General features: G+C 71.2%; 22 protein-coding genes. 15 read left to right on the forward strand and 7 right to left on the reverse strand.

Annotated features, from left to right (window positions below; genetic code table 11):
* Positions 1 to 68: 68 nt before the first annotated feature.
* Positions 69 to 875, reverse strand: a complete 807-nt coding sequence (locus FBY41_RS09090; protein ID WP_141843700.1) for a class I SAM-dependent methyltransferase — start codon at positions 873 to 875, stop codon at positions 69 to 71.
* A gap of 182 nt (positions 876 to 1057) precedes the next feature.
* Between FBY41_RS09090 and mshA the strand changes: the two genes are divergently transcribed.
* The 3 genes from mshA to FBY41_RS09105 are packed head-to-tail and all read left to right on the forward strand — an operon-like array spanning position 1058 to position 3662.
* On the forward strand, positions 1058 to 2344 hold the full coding sequence (mshA, locus tag FBY41_RS09095) for a D-inositol-3-phosphate glycosyltransferase (RefSeq protein ID WP_375869866.1): 1287 nt from the start codon (positions 1058 to 1060) through the stop codon (positions 2342 to 2344).
* Complete coding sequence (locus tag FBY41_RS09100) at positions 2341 to 2895, forward strand: YbjN domain-containing protein (protein ID WP_141843704.1); 555 nt, start codon at positions 2341 to 2343, stop codon at positions 2893 to 2895. The genes mshA and FBY41_RS09100 overlap by 4 nt, the downstream gene beginning before the upstream one ends.
* 23 nt (positions 2896 to 2918) lie before the next feature.
* Positions 2919 to 3662 (forward strand): phosphoglyceromutase, encoded by a 744-nt coding sequence (locus FBY41_RS09105; protein WP_141843706.1) that lies wholly within the window; start codon positions 2919 to 2921, stop codon positions 3660 to 3662.
* A 102-nt stretch (positions 3663 to 3764) separates the two neighbouring features.
* On the opposite strand, the gene phoU is transcribed toward FBY41_RS09105, so the two are convergent.
* Positions 3765 to 4481: a phosphate signaling complex protein PhoU gene (phoU, locus tag FBY41_RS09110; protein ID WP_141843708.1), complete on the reverse strand. Its 717-nt coding sequence runs from the start codon at positions 4479 to 4481 to the stop codon at positions 3765 to 3767.
* Positions 4482 to 4635: 154 nt separating this feature from the next.
* Here phoU and FBY41_RS09115 point away from each other — a divergent pair, with 154 nt between their 5' ends.
* Positions 4636 to 5952, forward strand: a complete 1317-nt coding sequence (locus FBY41_RS09115) for a sensor histidine kinase (RefSeq protein ID WP_141843710.1) — start codon at positions 4636 to 4638, stop codon at positions 5950 to 5952.
* Positions 5949 to 6632, forward strand: coding sequence for a response regulator transcription factor (locus tag FBY41_RS09120; RefSeq protein WP_141843711.1), 684 nt, complete (start codon positions 5949 to 5951; stop codon positions 6630 to 6632). Before FBY41_RS09115 ends, FBY41_RS09120 begins: the two co-directional genes overlap by 4 nt.
* Before the next feature lie 143 nt (positions 6633 to 6775).
* On the opposite strand, the gene FBY41_RS09125 is transcribed toward FBY41_RS09120, so the two are convergent.
* Positions 6776 to 7306, reverse strand: a complete 531-nt coding sequence (locus FBY41_RS09125; protein WP_141843712.1) for a hypothetical protein — start codon at positions 7304 to 7306, stop codon at positions 6776 to 6778.
* 306 nt (positions 7307 to 7612) lie between these two features.
* Here FBY41_RS09125 and FBY41_RS09130 point away from each other — a divergent pair, with 306 nt between their 5' ends.
* The 6 genes from FBY41_RS09130 to FBY41_RS09155 all read left to right on the forward strand — a co-directional run bounded on the left by FBY41_RS09130 (position 7613) and on the right by FBY41_RS09155 (position 12245).
* Positions 7613 to 8095: a CarD family transcriptional regulator gene (locus FBY41_RS09130; RefSeq protein WP_141843714.1), complete on the forward strand. Its 483-nt coding sequence runs from the start codon at positions 7613 to 7615 to the stop codon at positions 8093 to 8095.
* 49 nt (positions 8096 to 8144) lie between these two features.
* Positions 8145 to 8822: a 2-C-methyl-D-erythritol 4-phosphate cytidylyltransferase gene (ispD, locus tag FBY41_RS09135; protein ID WP_260439801.1), complete on the forward strand. Its 678-nt coding sequence runs from the start codon at positions 8145 to 8147 to the stop codon at positions 8820 to 8822.
* A 106-nt stretch (positions 8823 to 8928) separates the two neighbouring features.
* Entirely contained in the window at positions 8929 to 9732 is an 804-nt protein-coding gene (locus FBY41_RS09140) for an SDR family oxidoreductase (protein WP_141843716.1), read from the forward strand.
* A complete protein-coding gene (gene ispF / locus FBY41_RS09145) occupies positions 9729 to 10220 on the forward strand; it encodes a 2-C-methyl-D-erythritol 2,4-cyclodiphosphate synthase (protein WP_141843718.1) in 492 nt (163 codons plus the stop codon). The genes FBY41_RS09140 and ispF overlap by 4 nt, the downstream gene beginning before the upstream one ends.
* A gap of 280 nt (positions 10221 to 10500) precedes the next feature.
* Entirely contained in the window at positions 10501 to 11583 is a 1083-nt protein-coding gene (locus FBY41_RS09150) for an S-(hydroxymethyl)mycothiol dehydrogenase (protein ID WP_141843720.1), read from the forward strand.
* Positions 11580 to 12245 carry an MBL fold metallo-hydrolase gene (locus tag FBY41_RS09155; protein ID WP_221629248.1) on the forward strand — a complete coding sequence of 222 codons (666 nt, stop codon included), beginning with the start codon at positions 11580 to 11582 and terminating at the stop codon, positions 12243 to 12245. Before FBY41_RS09150 ends, FBY41_RS09155 begins: the two co-directional genes overlap by 4 nt.
* Positions 12246 to 12444: 199 nt before the next feature.
* Here FBY41_RS09155 and FBY41_RS09160 read toward each other — a convergent pair whose 3' ends face one another.
* Entirely contained in the window at positions 12445 to 13209 is a 765-nt protein-coding gene (locus FBY41_RS09160) for a hypothetical protein (protein WP_141843722.1), read from the reverse strand.
* Between the two features lie 71 nt (positions 13210 to 13280).
* Here FBY41_RS09160 and cysS point away from each other — a divergent pair, with 71 nt between their 5' ends.
* The 4 genes from cysS to FBY41_RS09180 all read left to right on the forward strand — a co-directional run bounded on the left by cysS (position 13281) and on the right by FBY41_RS09180 (position 17255).
* The gene (gene cysS, locus FBY41_RS09165; RefSeq protein WP_141843725.1) at positions 13281 to 14741 is read left to right on the forward strand and encodes a cysteine--tRNA ligase; all 1461 of its coding nucleotides are present in this window, start codon (positions 13281 to 13283) and stop codon (positions 14739 to 14741) included.
* Positions 14742 to 14743: 2 nt separating this feature from the next.
* Positions 14744 to 15718, forward strand: a complete 975-nt coding sequence (gene rlmB / locus FBY41_RS09170) for a 23S rRNA (guanosine(2251)-2'-O)-methyltransferase RlmB (protein ID WP_141843727.1) — start codon at positions 14744 to 14746, stop codon at positions 15716 to 15718.
* Positions 15719 to 15883: 165 nt separating this feature from the next.
* Entirely contained in the window at positions 15884 to 16756 is an 873-nt protein-coding gene (locus tag FBY41_RS09175) for a DUF929 family protein (protein ID WP_185748990.1), read from the forward strand.
* A gap of 4 nt (positions 16757 to 16760) precedes the next feature.
* Positions 16761 to 17255, forward strand: coding sequence for a vitamin K epoxide reductase family protein (locus FBY41_RS09180; RefSeq protein ID WP_221629249.1), 495 nt, complete (start codon positions 16761 to 16763; stop codon positions 17253 to 17255).
* Between the two features lie 185 nt (positions 17256 to 17440).
* On the opposite strand, the gene FBY41_RS09185 is transcribed toward FBY41_RS09180, so the two are convergent.
* The 3 genes from FBY41_RS09185 to FBY41_RS09195 all read right to left on the reverse strand — a co-directional run bounded on the left by FBY41_RS09185 (position 17441) and on the right by FBY41_RS09195 (position 20638).
* Positions 17441 to 18685: a DUF4032 domain-containing protein gene (locus FBY41_RS09185; RefSeq protein WP_141843730.1), complete on the reverse strand. Its 1245-nt coding sequence runs from the start codon at positions 18683 to 18685 to the stop codon at positions 17441 to 17443.
* Positions 18682 to 19338, reverse strand: a complete 657-nt coding sequence (locus tag FBY41_RS09190; protein WP_141843732.1) for a Pr6Pr family membrane protein — start codon at positions 19336 to 19338, stop codon at positions 18682 to 18684. Before FBY41_RS09190 ends, FBY41_RS09185 begins: the two co-directional genes overlap by 4 nt.
* Before the next feature lie 196 nt (positions 19339 to 19534).
* Entirely contained in the window at positions 19535 to 20638 is a 1104-nt protein-coding gene (locus FBY41_RS09195) for an ABC transporter ATP-binding protein (protein WP_141843734.1), read from the reverse strand.
* Positions 20639 to 20991: the final 353 nt, after the last annotated feature.

The raw sequence follows: 20991 nt of genomic DNA on the forward strand, positions 1-20991 counted from the left end.
GCCATGCTACGCCGCAGGACGCGCCGGAAGTGGCCTGCGCCCGGGCCTGCGTGGAACGTCACGCTGCGTCACGGCGAAAGGGCCAGGGGCGCGACCGCAGCCCAGTCGACCGTCACCTCGCCGAGCCGCCAGCGTGCCGGCCCGCCCCGCAGCGGCCACGTGTCGCGCAGCTGCTCGACCGTGGCGAGGAAGCGTTGTCGAGCACCCCACGACGAGCTGGCGGCGCTGCGCTCCCACGCCCGGTCGAGGTCGGTGAGGAAGCCGTGCACCGGCTCGCCCGGCACGTTGCGGTGGATGAGCGACTTCGGCAGGCGCTCCGCGATGTCGGAGGGCCGCTGCAGGCCGCCGAGCCGCAGCGACAGGGTGAGGCTGACGGGTCCGTCGCGCTCGACGGTGACCCAGGCGGCTCGGCGCCCGATCTCGTCGCACGTGCCGTCGACGAGGATGCCGTCCGGAGCCAGCCGCTCCTGCACCCGCGCCCACGCCGCCGGGACGTCGCCCTCGGCATACTGGCGCAGCACGTTGAAGGCGCGCACGACCGTCGGTCGTGCTCCGCCGTCGAGCGGCACCTCGAAGCCGCCGCGTCGGAAGGTGAGGCCCTCCCGCTCGAGGGGTGCCGCGTCACGCACGCGCGCCGGCTCGATCTCGATGCCGACGACCTGGACGTCCGGGCGGACCCGGCGCAGCCGGTCGTGCAGCTCGACGGCGGTGACCGGCGACGCCCCGTAGCCGAGGTCGACGACGACGGGGGGAGTCGGGCTGCGCCGCAGGCGCCACCCCTGCGGTCCGGCGATCCAGCGGTCACAGCGACGCAGCCGGTTGGGCGCCGTCGTGCCGCGCGTGACCGTGCCCACGGGTCGGTCACGGCTGGCCACCCTCGAAGCCTAGAGGCCCCGGGCCGGGTCTCCGTGGTCGCTCCGACCGCTCCGACCGCTCCAGGCCGCCCACGGGCGCCCGTGGGCGTGGAATACATCGAATCGACCGTGTGGTTGAGTTCGAGAGGACAGTTCGGTCAGGCGGAAGGCGAGGCATGCAGGGCGATCCGAGGCGGGTGGCGATGATCAGCGTGCACACGTCGCCGCTCGAGCAGCCCGGCACGGGCGATGCGGGCGGGCTCAACGTCTACGTCGCCGAGACGGCGACCCAGCTCGCCGCCCGCGGCATCGAGGTCGACATCTTCACCCGCCGCACCACCGGCGAGACGCCGGTCGAGGCCGAGCTCGTGCCCGGCGTGCGCGTGCGCCACGTGACGGCCGGCCCCTACGAGGGGCTCTCCAAGGAGGACCTCCCGGGCCAGCTCTGCGCCTTCTCCGCCGGCATCATGCAGGCGGGCCTCTCCGTGCCCGAGGACCACTACGACCTCGTCCACTCCCACTACTGGCTCTCGGGGCAGGTCGGCTGGCTGGCCGCCGACCGCTGGCGGGTCGCGCTCGTCCACACGATGCACACGATGGCCCGCGTCAAGAACCTCCACCTCGCCGATGGCGACACCCCCGAGCCGCGTGGCCGTGAGATCGGCGAGGTCCAGGTCGTCGAGGCCGCCGACCGGCTCATCGCCAACACCGACGGCGAGGCGCGCGAGCTCATCGAGCTGTATGCCGCCCTGCCGTCCAAGGTCTCCGTCGTGCCCCCGGGCGTCGACCTCGACACCTTCACCCCGGGCGACCGCGGTGCCGCGCGGGCGGCGCTCGGGCTGCCCGTCGAGGGCGACGTGCTGCTCTTCGTGGGCCGGATCCAGCCCCTCAAGGCCCCCGACATGCTCCTGCGGGTCGCGGCCGAGCTGCTGGAGCGCGACCCCGGTCGCCGCGACCGTCTCACGGTGGCGGTCGTCGGAGGTCCGAGCGGCAGCGGCCTGACCCGGCCGCACGAGCTCGAGGAGCTCGCCGTCTCGCTCGGCATCAGCGACGTCGTCCGCTTCGTGCGTCCAGTCGAGCGGACGGTGCTCGCGCAGTGGTACCGCGCTGCCGACCTCGTGCTCGTGCCGAGCTACTCCGAGTCGTTCGGCCTCGTCGCCATCGAGGCCCAGGCCTGCGGCACCCCCGTCGTCGCTGCGGACGTGGGCGGCCTGCCGACGGCGGTAGGCGACGCCGGCGTGCTCGTCGACGGGCACCGGGTGGGCCCGTGGACCGACGCGGTCGAGGCCCTCCTGCGCGACCGCCCGCACCGGCTGGAGCTGGGCCGCCGGGCCGTCGAGCACGCTGCCGGCTACGGCTGGGCCGCGACGACCGACCGCCTCGTCGAGGTCTACCGCCAGGCGATCCTCGGGCGGCAGGCGTCGGGCAACGACTCGCCCATCGACGAGGGCCGGGCGCTCGTGGGCGTGCCGACGGCGGTCATCCCGTGAGCGCCGACCTCGCTCCGGAGGAGCCGTCGACCGACGACGCCGCGGCCGACCGCGCGCCGGCTGCGGAAGCCCGCCTCACGGCATACCTCGACTCTGTGGGGCTGGGCTGGGAGCTCGGTGGCCGCCCCGGGGAGTACGTCGTGACGCTGCCGGGGGAGAAGAAGCTGAAGACGGTCGTGTCGCTGCTCGTGCGCGACCGCACGACGAGCCTCAGCGCCTTCGTCATCCGCAACCCCGACGAGAACCACGAGGCGTTCTACCGCACGCTGCTGCGCCGGAACCTGCGGCTGCAGGGGGTCGCCTACGCGATCGACACCGACGGCGACGTCTACCTGCGCGGCGAGCTGCCGACGACGGCGCTCGACGAGGAGCACCTCGACCAGCTGCTCGGGGTCGTCCTCACGGCGAGCGACGAGGCCTTCAACGAGCTGCTCGCGCTCGGCTTCCTCGGGTCGATGAAGAAGGAGTGGGCCTGGCGGGTGTCCCGCGGGGAGTCGACCCGCAACCTCGACGCCTTCCGCCACCTGCTGGAGGACACCTCGCAGGCGTGAGCCTCATCGCTAGGCTGGCCCGCATGACCTACACGCTCGTCCTCGTCCGTCACGGCGAAAGCGACTGGAACGCCAAGAACCTCTTCACCGGCTGGGTCGACGTCGACCTCACCGACAAGGGCCGCGCCGAGGGCGTCGCGGCGGGCCGGCAGCTCAAGGAGGCCGGCATCCTGCCCGACATCGTGCACACGTCCCTGCTGCGACGGGCGATCACGACGGCCAACCTCTCGCTCGACGCCGCCGACCGGCACTGGATCCCCGTCAAGCGTGACTGGCGCCTCAACGAGCGCCACTACGGCGCGCTGCAGGGCAAGAACAAGAAGCAGACCCTCGAGCAGTTCGGCGAGGAGAAGTTCATGGAGTGGCGCCGCTCCTACGACGTGCCGCCGCCGCCCATCGACCCCGATGACGAGTTCTCGCAGGCGGGCGACCCGCGCTACGCCGGTCTCGGCGACGCGATGCCCGCGACCGAGTGCCTCAAGGACGTCGTCACGCGCCTCATGCCCTACTGGCAGAACGAGATCCAGAACGACCTCGCCGACGGCCTCACCGTCATGGTGGCCGCGCACGGCAACTCGCTGCGTGCGCTCGTCAAGACCCTCGACGGCATCTCCGACGACGACATCGCCGCGCTCAACATCCCGACCGGCATGCCGCTCGTCTACGAGCTGAACGACGACTTCACACCCGTGACCCGCAGTGGCCGCTACCTCGACCCCGAGGCCGCACGTGCGGCGGCCGAGGCCGTCGCCAACCAGGGGCGCTGAGCCCGACCCCACGCCGGGGCCGCTCCCCGTCGCCCTGACGAACGCCGAAAGGCCACTCCTCGTCACGAGAAGTGGCCTTTCGACTGCCTGGGTTGAGCGGACTCAGGAGGTGGCGGGGGTGCCGTGCTCGAGGGCGGCGACCTCCTGCGCGTCCTCCTCCTCCTCGTGGTCGACCACCTGGTCGTACTCACCGGTGACGAGGTAGATGACGCGTCGCGCCACCGACACGGCGTGGTCGGCGAAGCGCTCGTAGTAGCGACCGACGAGCGTCAGGTCGAGGATCGAGCTGCGCGGCCACGACGTGTCCTCGTCGAGCAGCGCGGCGAAGAGCTGGCGGTGCAGCTCGTCCATCTGGTCGTCGTCCTTCTCGAGCGCGATCGCGGCCGCGACGTCCTTGCTCGCGATGATCGAGCCGCACTTGGCGACGATCGCCTCGGCGACCTGCCCCATCTGGAGGATGTGGGAGCGCAGCTCGGGCGGCACCGCGGAGTCCGGGGTGCGCAGCCGCGCGACCTTGGCGACGTGGCGCGCGAGGTCGCCCATCCGCTCGAGGTCGGAGCTCATGTGCATCGCCGTGACGACGATGCGCAGGTCGGTGGCGACCGGCTGCTGGCGGGCCAGCAGGTCGATGGAGAGCTCGTCGAGCTCGATCCGGATGTCGTCGAGCTTGCGGTCGGCCTCGATGACCGACTCGGCGAGGTGCACATCGGCGTCGAGCAGAGCCGTGGTCGCGCGGGAGATGGCGGAGCCCGCGAGCCTCGTCAGCTCGACGAGCTGGTCCGAGATCGTGTCGAGGTCCTCGTGGAACTGGTCGCGCATGGTTGTCCTGTCGGTTTGCCGGGCTCCGTCGTGCAGAGAGTCGCAGCCCTGCGTTAATGATCGGGGGCGCTCAGGTGAACACTCGGTATGCCGTGTGCGCGCCCGGCGCCCACGTGGTCGGGGCGTGCACCTCGTGGTGCGTACCCTGATTGTCGTGGATGCGACGACGGCGGCAACCCTCGGTGTCATCGCCGGCCTCGCCCTGGGGGGCGCGGCCATCATCGCCGTGCGCCTGTCCGACCGCTCCGCCGACCACGCGGGCGCCGTCGTCGTGCCGCCCCAGCCCGTGCCGCCGGGGGTGGCCGACGTCATCGCCGTGCTCCGCTCGAGCGGCATCGTCGTCGACTCGTCCGACCGCGTCGTCAACAACTCCCCTGCTGCCGTCGCCCACGGTCTCGTCCGCGACCACGAGCTCGTGCACCCGGAGCTGCTCCACCTGGCCCGCGCGGTGCGCCGTGACGGGGTGATCCGCGAGGCCGAGCTCGACCTGCGCAAGGGCATCGGCCCCGGGCGGCTCGTCGTCGCCGCCCGCGTCGCTCCTCTCGGGGCCGACCACGTGCTCCTGCTCGTCGAGGACCGCTCCAAGGCCGCGCGCGTCGAGGAGATCCGGCGCGACTTCCTCGCCAACGTCAGCCACGAGCTGAAGACACCCGTCGGCGGCATCGCCCTGCTCGCCGAGGCGATCCTCGACGCCCACGACGACCCCGAGGCCGTCGCCCGCTTCGCCAAGCGGATCAGTGTCGAGTCCGACCGGCTCAGCCGCCTCGTCAAGGAGATCGTCGACCTGTCACGCCTCCAAGGTGCCGACGTCGTGCGTGAGCCCGCCCTCATCGACGTCGGCGCCTGCGCACGCGACGCCCTCGACCACAGCCGCCTGATGGCCGAGGAGCACGACATCGACCTCGCCGTCGCGTGCGAGGACGGCTGCCTCGTGTGGGGTGACGCCCAGCTCGTGACGACGGCCATCGCCAACCTCATCGGCAACGCCATCGCCTACAGCGACGGCGGCACCCGCGTCGCCGTGTCGGTGCGGCGCGGCAGCGACGGGCTCGTCGACCTCGCCGTCACCGACCAGGGCCTCGGCATCGCCCCCGAGGAGCAGGAGCGCATCTTCGAGCGCTTCTACCGCGTCGACAGCGCCCGCTCGCGCGCCACCGGCGGCACCGGCCTGGGCCTCGCCATCGTCAAGCACATCGCCGACAACCACGGCGGCACGGTGTCGGTGTGGTCACAGCCGGGGCGCGGCTCGACCTTCACGATCCGCCTGCCGGTGGCGAGCGGGGCCCAGCGCTCGGTCGGCGACGATGTCACGGGCGAGCCTGCCGCACCTGACGTGGCCTCGCCTCGCTCGACCCCCAGCACCTCCACCGCACGTCCGTCCCCGACCACGCCGGCCGCCCTGCCCCTCCCCACGGACCCGGTCACCCCGGTCTCCCCAGGTGTCCGCACGAGCCCGAAAGGCCACTCTTGAGCCGCATTCTCATCGTCGAGGACGAGGTGTCGTTCTCCGATCCGCTGTCGTACGTCCTGCGCAAGGAGGGCTACGACGTCGCCGTCGCCGAGACCGGCCCCGACGGCCTGGCCGAGTTCGACAAGAACGGCGCCGACCTCGTCCTGCTCGACCTCATGCTCCCCGGCCTCTCGGGCGTCGACGTGTGCCGGGCGCTGCGCCAGCGCTCCACCGTCCCGGTCATCATGCTGACCGCCAAGGACAGCGAGATCGACAAGGTGGTGGGCCTCGAGATCGGGGCCGACGACTACGTCACGAAGCCGTACTCCAGCCGCGAGCTGCTCGCCCGCGTCAAGGCCGTGCTCCGGCGTCTGGCCGAGCCGGAGGAGCTGCTGCCGGCGACCCTCGAGGCCGGCCCCGTGCGCATGGACGTCGAGCGTCACACCGTCAGCGTGTCGGGCCGACCCACCTCCTTGCCGCTCAAGGAGTTCGAGCTGCTCGAGATGCTGCTGCGCAACTCGGGGCGGGTGCTGACCCGGATGCAGCTCATCGACCGGGTGTGGGGCAGCGACTACGTCGGCGACACCAAGACCCTCGACGTGCACGTCAAGCGCCTGCGCGCCAAGATCGAGCCCGACCCGACCAACCCGGTGCACATCGTCACCGTGCGCGGCCTGGGCTACAAGTTCGAGGCCGGCTGACCCGGCCCCGCCCCGTGCGCAAGCGAAAGAGCAGTTCGTCGTGACCCGCTGAGCCCGACGCACCCGCACGATCGAAAGAGCAGTTCGTCGGGACCCCGTCCAGCGCGACCCGGGGCAGGGGCAAACGGGCGGCTCTCGCGCGGTCAGCTCGCGGTGGGAGCGGGAGTGATCGTGGCGTAGTAGTCGACCGCGGGCAGCACGGGCACCGAGACGATCGTCGTGCCGCCCGTGCTCGACGTGAGGCTGACCGGCACGAGCGTGCCCGGCTTCGACGTCACGCCGGTGAGCTGCAGGCCCTTCGTGGCGAGGTCGACCTGCTCACGCGGGCCGAGCTGGATCTCCGAGCCGCCCTGCGTGGGGGCCGACGGGTCGGCCGTCGCGCTCGGCTGCGCCGCGATCTGCACGGTCATGGCCTCGGTGCCCTTGTTGGTGGCGTTGCCCGAGATGACGACCGGCCCCGAGCCGTCGCCGACGAGGACGAGGTCTCGCACGGCGAGCTCGCCGACGTTGGCCGCCACGCCGTCGGCCGGCTGGTAGGGCACGTCGGTCTGGACGGGGTTGTTGACCTGGCAGCCGGCGGTCACCCCGACGACCACGAGGCCGGCGCCGGCGGCGAGGGCGCGACGGACGAACGGGCGGTGCGCGGGGGCCGCAGCAGGGAGTCGACGCTTCACGGGCGACAGCCTACCGGCGCGGTGCCCGCGCGCGTGCCCCACCCGCCGCACGGGGTCACGCTCGCGCCCGACCGGCTCCTCGGCGTCCTCCCGACCCCTTCCAGCGCCCCCGAGCCCGCCGCGGGAGCGGCCCTCCACGGCCGTCCAGCACCCCCCGTGATGCACGCAAATCGTCGTCTGTCAAGACGTCAATCACCCCTCAACCACCCGGCACTATGGCTCTGACCTGCAGCGATGCCGAATCCTGAGATCGCACTGTCAGCCGGTTCGTGATAATCTGGAGGTCGCGAAAGGGGAAAACAGCAGATGGTTTTCAAGGTCGGCGAGACGGTCGTGTACCCCCACCACGGGGCTGCACTCATCGAAGAGATCAACACACGAACGATCAAGGGAGAGGACAAGCTCTACCTGAAGCTCAAGGTCGCTCAGGGTGACCTGACGATCGAAGTCCCCGCCGAGAACTGCGACCTCGTGGGTGTCCGCGACGTCGTCGGCAAGGAAGGCCTCGACCGCGTGTTCGAGGTGCTCCGCACGCCCCACACCGAGGAGCCGACCAACTGGTCGCGCCGCTACAAGGCGAACCTCGAGAAGCTCGCGTCCGGTGACGTCATCAAGGTTGCCGAGGTCGTGCGTGACCTGTGGCGTCGTGACCAGGACCGCGGCCTGTCGGCCGGCGAGAAGCGCATGCTCGCCAAGGCGCGTCAGATCCTCGTCTCCGAGCTCGCGCTCGCGGAGAAGACCGACGAGGAGAAGGCCGAGACGATCCTCGACGAGGTCCTCGCTTCCTGATTCGGACAGCGCACTGAACAACGAGACCGGAGCCGGTCGCGTCGGCGTCATCGTCGTCGCGGCCGGCTCCGGTTCGCGTCTGGGCCACGCTGTGCCCAAGGCGTTCGTGCCAATCGCGGGGTTGCCGATCCTCGGGCACGCCCTGCGAGGGGTGCTGTCGTCTCCGGGCGTCTCCGAGGTGGTCGTCGTCGCCCCTGCCGCGCACCGCGGCGAGGCGCAGGACGTCGCCGCTGCCGTATGCCGCGACGTCGGGTCCCACGCAGACGTGACCGTGGTGGTGGGCGGGGCCGAGCGAGGCGACTCCGTCGCCGCCGGGCTGGCGGGTCTCTCACCGGAGGTCGAGATCGTCCTCGTGCACGACGCCGCGCGGTGCCTCACTCCGGTGGCGGTCGTCGAGCGTGTCGTCGCGGCCGTGGCGGCAGGGGCCGTCGCGGTGGTGCCCGGCACCGCGGTGGTCGACACGATCAAGCAGGTCGACGAGCGCGGCCTCGTCGTGGCGACCCCCGAGCGGTCATCGCTCCGGTCGGTGCAGACCCCGCAGGGCTTCCGGCGCGAGGTCCTCGAGCGCGCCCACGCCGTCTCGAGCGCGGCCACCGACGACGCCGGTCTCGTCGAGCGGCTCGGTGAGCGCGTGCTCGTCGTCGACGGTGACGCCCGGGCCTTCAAGGTGACGACGCCCGACGACCTGGAGACCGCGGCCCGTCTCCTCGGCATGCCCGCCACCTGACCTGAAACCTGACCTGACCCCACCCCCCACCCCGCGAGTCGATGTATCCGCGCGGGCTCTGGACCGCGCGGATACGTCGACCCGGGGAGCGTTTATCCTCGGCCACGTGACGAGCGAGCAGCCGAACCCGAGCCCGACCCGACCCACCGCCCTCATCACCGGGGGCGGCACCGGCATCGGTGCCGCCATCGCGAAGCGACTCGCCCGCGACGGCTTCGAGGTCGTCGTCGCAGGCCGGCGCCGCGAGAAGCTCGACACGGTCGTGACCGAGATCGAGGGCGACGGCGGCGTCGCGCGAGCGATGGTCATGGACGTCACGGACCCCGACTCCGTCACAGAGGGAGTGGCGTCGCTGGGCCACTGCGACGTGCTCGTCAACAACGCAGGCGGTGCCCTCGGGGTGACCCGGGTCGAGGACGGCGACCCCAAGGAGTGGGAGCAGATGTACGCGACGAACGTCGTGGGCACGCTCCGGGTCGTCCAGGCCGCGCTGCCGATGCTGCGCCGGTCCCCCCGCGCGACCATCGTCGACATCAGCTCGATCGCCGGCGAGCGCGTCTACGAGGGCGGCGCGGGCTACGTCGCCGCGAAGCACGGCACGTCGGTCGTCTCCGAGACGCTGAGGCTCGAGCTCAACGGCGAGAACATCCGGGTCATCGACATCCGCCCCGGCATGGTGCGCACCGAGGAGTTCTCGCTGACCCGCCTCCACGGCGACCAGGCCGCCGCCGACAAGGTCTACGACGGTGTCGACCGACCCCTCGTCGCCGACGACGTCGCCGAGTGTGTCGGCTTCGTCGTCGGGCTCCCGCAGCACGTCAACATCGACACGATGGTCATCAAGCCGGTCGCCCAGGCCGCCCCGCACAAGATCCACCGCGGCCCGATCGACTGGAAGGAGGGCCGATGACCCAGCTCCCACGGGTCGGCGTCGGTGTCGACGTCCACGCGTATGCCGCCGAAGGCTCGCCTCGCGAGCTCTGGGTCGCAGGCCTGAACTGGCCGGGGGAGCGTGGTCTCGAGGGCCACTCCGACGCCGACGTCGCGGCCCACGCCGCCTGCGACGCGATCTTCTCCGCGGCCGGCATCGGCGACCTCGGTGCGCACTTCGGCACCGCCCGGCCCGAGCTCGCCGGGGCCTCCGGCGTCACGCTGCTCGCCGAGGCCGCCCGCCTCGTCCGCGAGGCAGGCTTCGAGATCGGCAACATCGCGGTCCAGGTCATCGGCAACCGTCCCAAGGTCGGCACCCGGCGCGCGGAGGCCGAAGCGGGCCTCAGCGCCGCAGCCGGGGCGCCGGTCTCGGTCAGCGGCACGACGACCGACGGTCTCGGCCTCACCGGCCGCGGCGAGGGCATCGCCGCCGTCGCCACCGCCCTCGTGGTCCCCGTCGAGGACTGAGCACCCAACGACATACCTTCGTCGAGTGCTCATCCTTCCCTGCGGGGAACTGGGCACTCGACAAGGCGTCGGGCCCCACATCGTCGAGTGCCCACCTTTCGACGGGGGAACTGGGCACTCGACAAGGCGTCGGGCCCCACATCGTCGAGTGCCCACCTTTCGACGGGGGAACTGGGCACTCGACCTGGCGTGCGCTCGTTGCGTCCGGAGGCCGGGCGCGTTTGGGTAGGTCATGGACGGTCCCAGGGGCCGTACGTCCGTTGGATCGACAGGAGTAGTCATGCCGCAGACCGTCAAGGGTGTCATCAGCCGCAGCAAGGGGGCCGACGTCGAGCTCGTCGACGTCGTCGTGCCCGACCCCGGCCCGGGTGAGGCGGTCGTCACGATCGAGACCTGCGGGGTGTGCCACACCGACCTCCACTACCGCGAGGGCGGCATCAACGACGACTACCCCTTCCTGCTCGGCCACGAGGCCGCCGGCCGCGTCGAGGCGGTCGGTGAGGGCGTCACCGACGTCGCGCCGGGCGACTTCGTCATCCTCAACTGGCGCGCGGTGTGCGGCCAGTGCCGGGCCTGCGCCAAGGGCAAGCCGCAGTACTGCTTCGACACCCACAACGCCACGCAGAAGATGACCCTGACCGACGGCACGGAGCTGACGCCGGCGCTCGGCATCGGCGCCTTCATCGAGAAGACGCTCGTCGCGGCGGGCCAGTGCACCAAGGTCCCCGAGGCCGACGCCGCCGCCGTGGGCCTGCTGGGCTGCGGCGTCATGGCGGGTTTCGGCGCGGCCGTCAACACCGGAGGGGTCAGCCGCGGTGACTCCATCGCCGTCATCGGCTGCGGCGGCGTCGGCAACGCCGCCATCGCCGGTGCCCGGGTGGCCGGCGCGACGACGATCATCGCCGTCGACGTCAGCGACGCGAAGCTCGAGCAGGCGACGCACTTCGGGGCCACGCACACGGTCAACAGCAGCACCACCGAGCCGGTCGAGGCGATCCGCAGCCTCACCGGCGGCAACGGCGCCGATGTCGTCGTCGAGGCGGTCGGTCGCCCGGAGACCTACGAGCAGGCGTTCTACGCCCGCGACCTCGCCGGCACCGTCGTCCTCGTCGGGGTGCCGACCCCGGACCAGCAGGTGACGCTGCCGATGATCGACATCTTCGGACGCGGCGGCGCGCTCAAGTCGAGCTGGTACGGCGACTGCCTCCCCAGCCGCGACTTCCCGATGCTCGTCGACCTCTACACGCAGGGCCGTTTCGACCTCGACGCCTTCGTCACCGAGCGCATCGGCCTGGGCGACGTCGAGGCTGCCTTCGACAAGATGCACACCGGCAACGTGCTGCGATCGGTGGTCGTGCTGTGACGGTCGCCGACCAGATCACCCCGTCGCCCGGCGGCGTCCGGATCGAGCACACGACGACCGAGGGCACCTTCAGCCTCGACGGTGGCACGTGGGACGTCGAGAACAACGTCTGGGTGGTCGGCGACGACACCCGGTGCGTCGTCATCGACGCCCCGCACGACGCGGCGCCGATCCTCGAGCTCGTCGGGGAGCGCCGTCTCACGCACGTATTGCTGACGCACGCCCACGACGACCACGTGACCGTCGTCGCCGAGCTGCTCGAGGCGCACCCGGACGCGCAGGTCGCGCTCCACCCCGACGACCGGGTGCTCTGGGAGCAGACCCACGCGGACCTCGCCCCCACGCAGGACCTCGCCGACGGTGACGTCGTGCTGGTCGGTGACGTCGAGCTCGTCGTGCTCCACACGCCGGGACACTCGCCGGGCGCGGTGTGCTTCCACGCCCGCGACCTCGGGGTCGTCTTCACCGGAGACACGCTCTTCCAGGGCGGCCCGGGTGCGACCGGGCGGTCGTTCTCCGACTTCCCGACCATCATCGAGTCCATCCGCGACGCGCTGCTCACCCTGCCCGACGAGACGGTCGTGCTCACCGGGCACGGCCGCTCGACAACGGTCGGCGACGAGAAGCCCGACGTCGAGGAGTGGATCCGCCGGGGCCACTGAGCCACTCGCGCACGGATCCCGTCGCGCTCGAACCGCCCCGGTGCTCGAGAGCCCGCCGACGCACACCCGCGGGGGTATGCCGTCCGGCGGGCTGACGGCATACGCTGGCCTCTCGGTCACCTCGGCGTGACCCCTCGGACGTCAGGGCCTGCTCCCTCGGGGGGAGCGGGCCCTGACCCGTGTGTCGATCCGTGCACCGTCAGGCCCGCGGCGCGTGCGACCGGTCGGCGGTCTGCAAGAGGCTGATCTTCTGCCAGATCTTGCGGCTCATGCCCGTCGTGAGGTTCTCGATCTCGCTCACGGTGTCGAGCACGAGGGCGTCGGTCGACTCCTCGGCGCACAGCGCCGCGGCCTTCGACGTGAGGGAGAGCAGCTCGGAGCAGTACTCGAGGTAGAGCGCGTAGTCGCGCACCGACATCGTGCGTGGGCTGATGACGTCGTCGCCGGCGACGGCCCCCATGACGCTGTCGGGCAGCAGGGCGGCGGGGTCCTTGCTCATCTGGTGCATGTCGATGATGTGCGCCATCGACCTGAGGCGGTGGAGTCGCCGGATGAGGTCGTTGCGCACGACGCGGTCGGCGAGCGAGAGCAGGAACCAGATCCCGATGCCGGCGAAGACGAGGTCGTTGATGAGGCTCTCGACGAGCGGCAGCCACTCGAAGGACTCGAAGGAGCTCGCGTTGGCGATGGCGTCACGCACCGCGAAGGCGGTCGCGACGAGCACGACGGCGAGCACGACGACGATGAGCACGCGTGACGTCCAGACGAGGGCGGCGCGCTGGGCCGGGGCGTGCCGACGCCGATCGAGCAGGCCGTCGACGAGCGTGCCGCACTCGTCGACGGCGGTGCGGAGCCCGGGGTGGCGCGGCAGGTAGGTGTCGATGCGCTCGCCGAGGTAGGTGAGGACGGCGCGTACCTCGGTGCCGTCGAGCCGGTCGTAGCTCGTCAGGCGCGGTTGGGCCATGGACCGAGGGTAGAGACCCGCCCCCTCGCTCGTGGTCGGGTGGCGTGGGACGCGCCGATAGACTTCGGCGGGTGAGCCTACGACTGTTCGACACCGCAACCCGGGAGCTGCGCGACTTCACGCCGCGCCAGGCGGGCAAGGTCGGCATGTACATCTGTGGGCTGACGACGCAGGGCGCCCCCCACATCGGCCACATCCGCTTCGCCGTCGCCTTCGACGTGCTGCGCCGGTGGCTCGAGACCGGTCACGGCTACGACGTCACCCTCGTGCGCAACGTCACCGACATCGACGACAAGGTGCTGCGCAAGGCGGCCGAGGCCGGCGAGGAGTGGTTCGCGCTGACCTACCGCAACGAGCGGCTCACGGGCGAGGCGCTCGACGCGCTCGGCGTCATCCCGGCCACCTACGAGCCACGCGCCACCGGGCACGTGCCCGACATGGTCTCGCTCATGGAGACGCTCATCGACAAGGGGCACGCGTATGCCGCCCCCGACGGCAGCGGTGACGTGTACTTCGACGTGCGGTCGTGGCCCGAGTACGGCTCGCTGTCCAACCAGTCGATCGACGACATGGCGAGTGCCGACGACGCCGACCCGCGCGGCAAGCGCGACCCGCGCGACTTCGCCCTGTGGAAGGGGCGCAAGGCAAACGAGCCCGAGAGCGCGTCGTGGCCGACGCCCTTCGGCCCGGGCCGACCGGGGTGGCACCTCGAGTGCTCCGCGATGGCCCGGCGCTGGCTCGGCGACGAGTTCGACATCCACGGCGGCGGCATCGACCTGCGCTTCCCGCACCACGAGAACGAGCTGGCCCAGTCGCGAGCGGCCGGCCTCGGCTTCGCCCGCTACTGGCTGCACAACGCCTGGGTGACGGTGCGCGGACAGAAGATGGGCAAGTCGCTCGGCAACGCCCTCGAGGTGCGGCACCTGCTCGAGACGACGCGGCCCCTCGTGCTGCGCTACTACCTCACGGCTGCGCACTACCGCTCCATGATCGAGTACCACCCCGGCTCCCTCGAGGAGGCCGGTGCGGCGGTAGAGCGCATCGAGGGCTTCCTCGAGCGAGCCGCCCGCCGAGCCCCGGGGCACGAGATCCCCACTGCCACAACGCTGCCCGCCGACTTCGTCGAGTCGATGGACGACGACCTGGGCGTCAGCGGCGCGCTGGCGGTCGTGCACGAGACGGTGCGCGCCGGCAACACCGCCCTCGACGAGGACGACGACGAGGCGGCGCTCGCGGCGGCGTCCGCCGTCGTCGCCATGACAGAGGTCCTCGGCGTCAATCCGCTTGCGGCGCACTGGGGCTCAGGTGACGGACGCGGTGACGCCGCGGTCGAGGCCGCCCTCGAGACCCTCGTCCGGGTGCAGCTCGATGCTCGTCAGGCCGCCCGCCAGGAGCGCGACTTCGAGCGCGCCGACGCGATCCGCGACGCGCTCGCCGCGGCCGGCATCGCCATCACCGACACCCCGTCCGGTGCCCAGTGGTCGCTCGCGCGGCCGGCCGCCGACCCGGTCACCACAGAGAAGAAGGACTGAAGATGCCCGGCAACTCCCAGCGGCGCGGAGCCGTGCGCAAGGGCGGCAAGAAGCCCACCGTCGGCTCCGGCGGCCAGCGCCGACGCGGCCTCGAGGGCAAGGGCCCGACGCCCAAGGCGTCCGAGCGCGAGTACCACCCGGCGCACAAGCGCGCTGTGGCCAGCTCCCGGCGCGGGGGCACCGGCGGCTCGGGTGGCTCCGGCGGCTCGAGTGGCTCGCGGCCGCAGCGCCGCGCCAAGGGCACGAGCGAGATGGTCTACGGCCGCAACTCCGTCGTCGAGGCGCTCCGCGCCGACATCCCCGTGTCGACGATGTATCTCGCCAACCGCATCGACACCGACGACCGCGTGCGCGAGGCCCTCAAGCTCGCCACGGAGCGCGGGCTCGCCATCCTCGAGACGCCGCGGGGCGAGCTCGACCGCCTCACCGACGGCGGGGTGCACCAGGGCCTCGCGCTGCAGGTGCCGCCCTACGACTACGCCGACCCGGCGGACCTCATCGACCCCGAGATGCCCGGCATCCCGCTCGTCGTCGCCCTCGACGGCATCACCGACCCGCGCAACCTCGGGGCCATCATCCGCTCGGTCGCGGCCTTCGGTGGCCACGGCGTCGTCGTGCCGGAGCGGAGGTCCGTGGGCATGACGGCCTCGGCCTGGAAGACCTCGGCGGGGGCCGCCGCACGCATCCCCGTGGCCAAGGCGGGCAACCTCACGCGCGCCCTCGAGGAGTTCAAGAAGGCGGGCTTCTTCGTCCTCGGCCTCGACATGGACGGTGACGTGGAGCTGCCCGACCTGTCGCTGGCCTCCGAGCCCCTCGTCATCGTCACCGGCTCGGAGGGCAAGGGCCTCTCGCGCCTCGTGCGCGAGACCTGTGACCAGATCGTCTTGATCCCGATGAGCTCGGCCGTCGAGTCGCTCAACGCTGGTCTGGCGACGGGGGTCACCCTCTACGAGATCAGCCGACAGCGCCGACGCTGAGCCGTGCCCGGACGTCCCGGCGAGCCCGCAGGGGCAGGTGCCGTGTCGATCCGGGAACTCTGCAGGGTGGGCCAGACGCTGGCCCAGTGACGTCTGTAGAGTGGTGCCCGCTACCACTACATGCGGTAGTAGTTCGAGACGCTCGCGATGAGAAGGACGGATGACGTGGCGAAGAGCAGTCGGGCAGAGGCTGCGGCCAAGGCCGCGAGGATGCGCGAGGAGGCGGCTCGCAAGGACCGTCAGCGACGGCAGGTCATCGCGGCAGTCATCGCTGTCGTCGTGGTCATCGGCGCCGTCGTGATCGGTGTCGTGGTCGCCAACCGGCCGGCATCGACCCCCACCGCCGGCGGCTCGACGGGCTCCACCGCCAGCGCGGATGCGGCCCTCGCCAAGCTCGTCGCGCTCCCGCAGGCCACGCTCGACGCCTCGGCTGCGCCCAACACCAGCCAGGCGCCGTCGAAGCTGGAGGGTGGCACCGCCCTGACGAAGGACGGCAAGCCCAAGGTCCTCTACGTCGGTGCGGAGTACTGCCCCTTCTGTGCCATGGAGCGCTGGCCGCTCATCGCCGCCCTGTCGAAGTTCGGCACGTTCAACGGGCTCAAGCCGACGACGAGCGCCACCGACGACGTGCACCCCGACACCCCGACGTGGAGCTTCGCCGGCTCGACGTACACCAGTGACGTCCTCGCCTTCGAGGCCGTCGAGACGTCCGACCGCGAGAAGCAGCCGCTCGAGCCGCTCGAGGGCGAGAACCTCGCGGTCTTCCAGAAGTACAACCCCGGCGGCGGCATCCCGTGGATCACCTACGGCGGCACCTACGCGACCGATGGCGCCACGGTCGACGCCAACGTGCTCGACGGCAAGACCTACGACCAGATCATCGCCGGCATCGAGGACCCGAGCTCCGACATCGGCAAGACGGTCAATCCCGCCGTCAACATGATCACGGCCCAGCTCTGCGAGATGACGGGCGGCAAGCCGACCAACGTCTGCACGAGTCAGGCCGTCATGTCGGCCTCCGTGCTCATCAAGCGGTGACGTCGTGAGCCGTGTGACCGAGGCCGACCGGGCCGTGCCCGGCGTGCGCCGGCGCCCCGCGTGGCTTGCCCCGACCACCCTCGTGCTCTCGGTCGTCGGGCTCGCCGTCTCGGGCTACCTCACCTTCGAGCACTACACCGACAACGCCACCCTGGCGTGCAGCATCGGCGGCGTCATCGACTGCGCGCGCGTGACGTCGAGCGCGTGGAGCACCTTCCTCGGCATCCCGGTCGCGGTCCTCGGGCTCCTCTTCTTCGTCGTCACCCTCGGGCTCTGCCTGCCACGGGCCTGGCGCTCGCCGGCGGCCTGGCTGGACCCGGCCCGCATCGGCTGGCTCACCGTCGGGCTCGGCTTCGCCCTCTACCTCGTCTGGGCCGAGCTCTTCCGCATCCACGCCATCTGCCTCTGGTGCACGGTGGTCCACGTCGTCACGTTCCTGCTGTGGATCGTCGTCCTCTTCGGCCAGATCCTGTCGGGGCCGCCCCCCGAGGACGCCTGACCACCGTGGCGGGCGCGCCCACCTCACCCCCTCACGACGCACGCAAGTCAATCGAAAGAGCAGTTCGTCGGAACTCTGAGCCCGCGGGCTGCGGGCGCGTGGGCCGACGAACTGCTCTTTCGATTGGGAGAGCAGCTGGGCGGAGCGCGGGAGCCGGCCGGACGGCATACGGACCCGGGTCGACGTCAGTCGAACATGCTGATGACGGGCATCTCCTCGGTGTCGACGCCGAGCACCGCCTTCTCCTCCGGCTTGGCCGGCAGGACGGTCGAGACGTAGTCGCGCAGGGCCTCCTCGATGGGCGTGTCGTGACCCGCACGCTCGCTCATGTACCAGCGGTGCTCGAGCACCTCGTGGAAGACCTCGGCCGGCTCGAGACGGCTCGTCAGCTCGCGCGGCACGGCACGGGTGATGGGCTCGTAGACCCGCGTCAGCCAGTCGTGCGCGACGATCTCCTCGTCCTCGCCCTGACGGTCGGTGGCCGCCGTGTAGGCGTCGAGGTCGTTGAGCAGGCGGCGGGCCTGGTTCTCACCGACGTCGAGGCCTGTGAGGCGCAGCAGGCGTCGTGAGTGGTGCCCGGCGTCGACGACCTTGGGAGTGATGACGATCTCGGTGCCACCGATGTCGGTCGTGATCGACAGCTCGTCGACGTCGAAGCCGAGCTCGTTGAGACGGCGGATGCGCTCGTCGACGCGCCACCGGTCTCCGGACTCGAAGCGCTCCGTGCCGGTGAGGGCGTCCCAGAGCGTGTGGTAGCGCTCGATGATCGAGGCCGACACCTCGAAGGGGTCGGCGTGCTCCTCGAGGAAGCCGCCGGCCGCGAGGTCCATGAGCTCGCCCGCGATGTTGATCCGGGCGATGTCGAGGTCGTGCTCGCGCTGCCCGTCGGACAGCCGCGCGTGCAGCTCGCCGGTCTCGGCGTCGACGAGGTAGGCGGCGAAGGCGCCGGCGTCGCGGCGGAAGAGGGTGTTGGACAGCGACACGTCGCCCCACCAGAAGCCCTCGAGGTGGAGGCGCACGAGGAGCAGGGCGAGCGCGTCCATGAGGCGCACGGCCGTGTCGGGGCGCAGGTTCTGGCTGTAGAGGGCACGGTAGGGGAGGGAGAACTGCAGGTGCTTGGTGATGAGACAGGCGTCGAGGGGCTCACCGTCGGAGGTCGTGCGCCCGTGGACGACGCCGAAGGGCTCGACGCTCGGCACGTCGAGGCGGCGCAGGTTGCGCAGCATCGCGTACTCGCGGTCGGCGATGTCGTCCTTGATCTCCTTGACGGCGAGGACGCGGGGCCCGAGGCGCACGAAGCGCACGACGTGCCGCGAGATGCCGCGTGGGAGGGCAGCGAGGTAGCTCTCCGGCCACTCCTCCAGGGGGGTCGACCAGGGCAGGTCCAGCAGGGCGGCCTCGGGCCGCGCCGTCGTGATCTCGAGCGTCACGAAGCCATCGTGTCACGATCACCGGGCAGGCGTCGGTCGGCCCACCGGGCGAGCGCTGCGAGAGCGAGGAAGAGCGCGGCGATGACGGCGCAGTTGAGCAGGGTGCGCCCCAGACCGATCTGGGTGACGTTGATGAAGGGGTAGGGATACCAGGTGACGAACGGGCCGAGCGCGAGCGTCGCGGCGAGCCAGGCGATCGGCCAGATGAGCGCGGGCAGCAGGTCCTCGCGGCGCACGACGCCGCGGGGGCCGAAGGCGACCCAGCCGACGAAGGTCAGGGCCGGCACGACGACGTGCAGCAGCCGGTCGCAGACGAGCGAGCCGGTCGTGTAGTTCGGCGAGGGCGGCAGGGCGATCGCCGCGACGATGCCGGTGACCGTGATGCCGACGAGCGAGGCCAGGCGAATGACGCGAAAGAGCTGGCTCTCCAAGCGATCCCGGATGATGAACACCATCGAGACCGCCACGAGGAAGTTGGACTGGATCGTGAAGTAGGAGAAGTAGCGTCGGGTCTGCTCGAGCCGGCTGGCTGCAGCCGTGGAGTCGAGGATGTTGTCACCCGATGCGACGAGATAGAGCTGGAAGATCAGGGCGCAGGCCGCCACGACGAAAGTGGTGATGTGCCAATAGCGCCCGACCCTCGACCTCGTCACAGCCGAGAGCCTAGGTGCCCGGCCGTCACGACGCCACAACCCTCGACAGTCGCCCCGCGCCGCGTTCCGAGCGAGTCGGTCTGCCACTGACGCAGTATGCCGCTGGGCCGGCACCCACGACGGGGTGCCGGCCCAGCGGCATACGAAACAGCTTGTGCGCCAAGGGCGCCCGAGTCAGTCAGACGTGACCGACGGCTCAGTCGCCGACGCGCAGGCCCGAATCGGCGTTGAAGACGTGCACGTGGCCGGTCTTCGGCTTGAGGTAGATCTTCTCGCCCTTCTCCGGGGGGCGACGACCGTCGACGCGCGCGATGAACGGCACGGCGCCGGCGTTCTCACCGGTGGCCTCGAGGAGCTTGGCGTCCGCGGTGCCGTAGATGTAGGCGTCGGCGCCGAGCTCCTCGACGACGTCGACCGTCACCGGGATGCCGGACGCGTCGGACGACAGGTCGAGGTCCTCGGGACGGACACCGAGCGTCACGTGGTTGCCCACGCCGGCGAGGTCCTCGCGTGCGATCGGGACGGTGTGGCCGTGGAGGTCCACGCCGCCCTCGGTGACCGGGACGTCCATGAGGTTCATCGCCGGGGAGCCGATGAAGCCCGCGACGAAGACGTTGGCCGGGTGGTCGTACATGCGGCGCGGGCTGTCGCACTGCTGGAGGATGCCGTCCTTGAGGACCGCGACGCGGTCACCCATCGTCATGGCCTCGACCTGGTCGTGCGTGACGTAGACCGTCGTGACGCCGAGACGGCGCTGGAGCGAGGCGATCTGCGTGCGCGTCTGCACGCGCAGCTTGGCGTCGAGGTTGGACAGCGGCTCGTCCATGAGGAAGACCTGGGGGGAGCGCACGATCGCGCGGCCCATCGCGACGCGCTGGCGCTGGCCACCGGAGAGGGCCTTCGGCTTGCGGTCGAGGTACGGGGTGAGGTCGAGGATCTTGGCGGCCTCTTCGACGCGCTTGCGGATCTCGCCCTTGTCGACGCCGGCGATCTTGAGCGCGAAGCCCATGTTGTCGGCGACCGTCATGTGCGGGTAGAGCGCGTAGTTCTGGAACACCATCGCGACGTCGCGGTCCTTGGGGGACAGGTTCGTCACGTCGCGGTCACCGATGAGGATGCGGCCGCCGTTGACCTCCTCGAGGCCGGCGAGCATGCGCAGGGAGGTGGACTTGCCACATCCGGAGGGACCGACGAGGACGAGGAACTCACCGTCCGCGATCTCGATGTTGAGCTTGTCGACGGAGGGAACCGGGTTTCCGGGATACTGCCTCGTCGCGTTGTCGAACGTCACAGTTGCCATGGCTTCATTGCCTTCCTTCACCGGCAGGAACGTGCCGGACGATCCGTTGTAAAGGGCTACCCACCCGAGCGGACGGGCAGGGCCATCATGGCCCATGGTCGGCGGGATGACCAGATGTGTCCCAGGCCGCGGGCCTCGGGCACGCCCGCACAGGGCCCGCACAGGTCCCTGAGAGCTTCTCGCGCGCCGGCCCGCTCAGGTCTCGGAACAGACACGGACAGGGCACGGTTCGGTGCTCAATCCGGGACACGGGTCGCACCCTCGCCGACGTCGTGCCAGCGTCGGTCTCGTCCGCGGCCGAGCCGCACGGCGGGCTCCTGGACGAGGAGAATCCTTGACCAGAACGTTGCAAG

It is taken from the genome of Humibacillus xanthopallidus (assembly GCF_006716675.1).
Taxonomy (GTDB): Bacteria; Actinomycetota; Actinomycetes; order Actinomycetales; family Dermatophilaceae; genus Humibacillus; species Humibacillus xanthopallidus_B.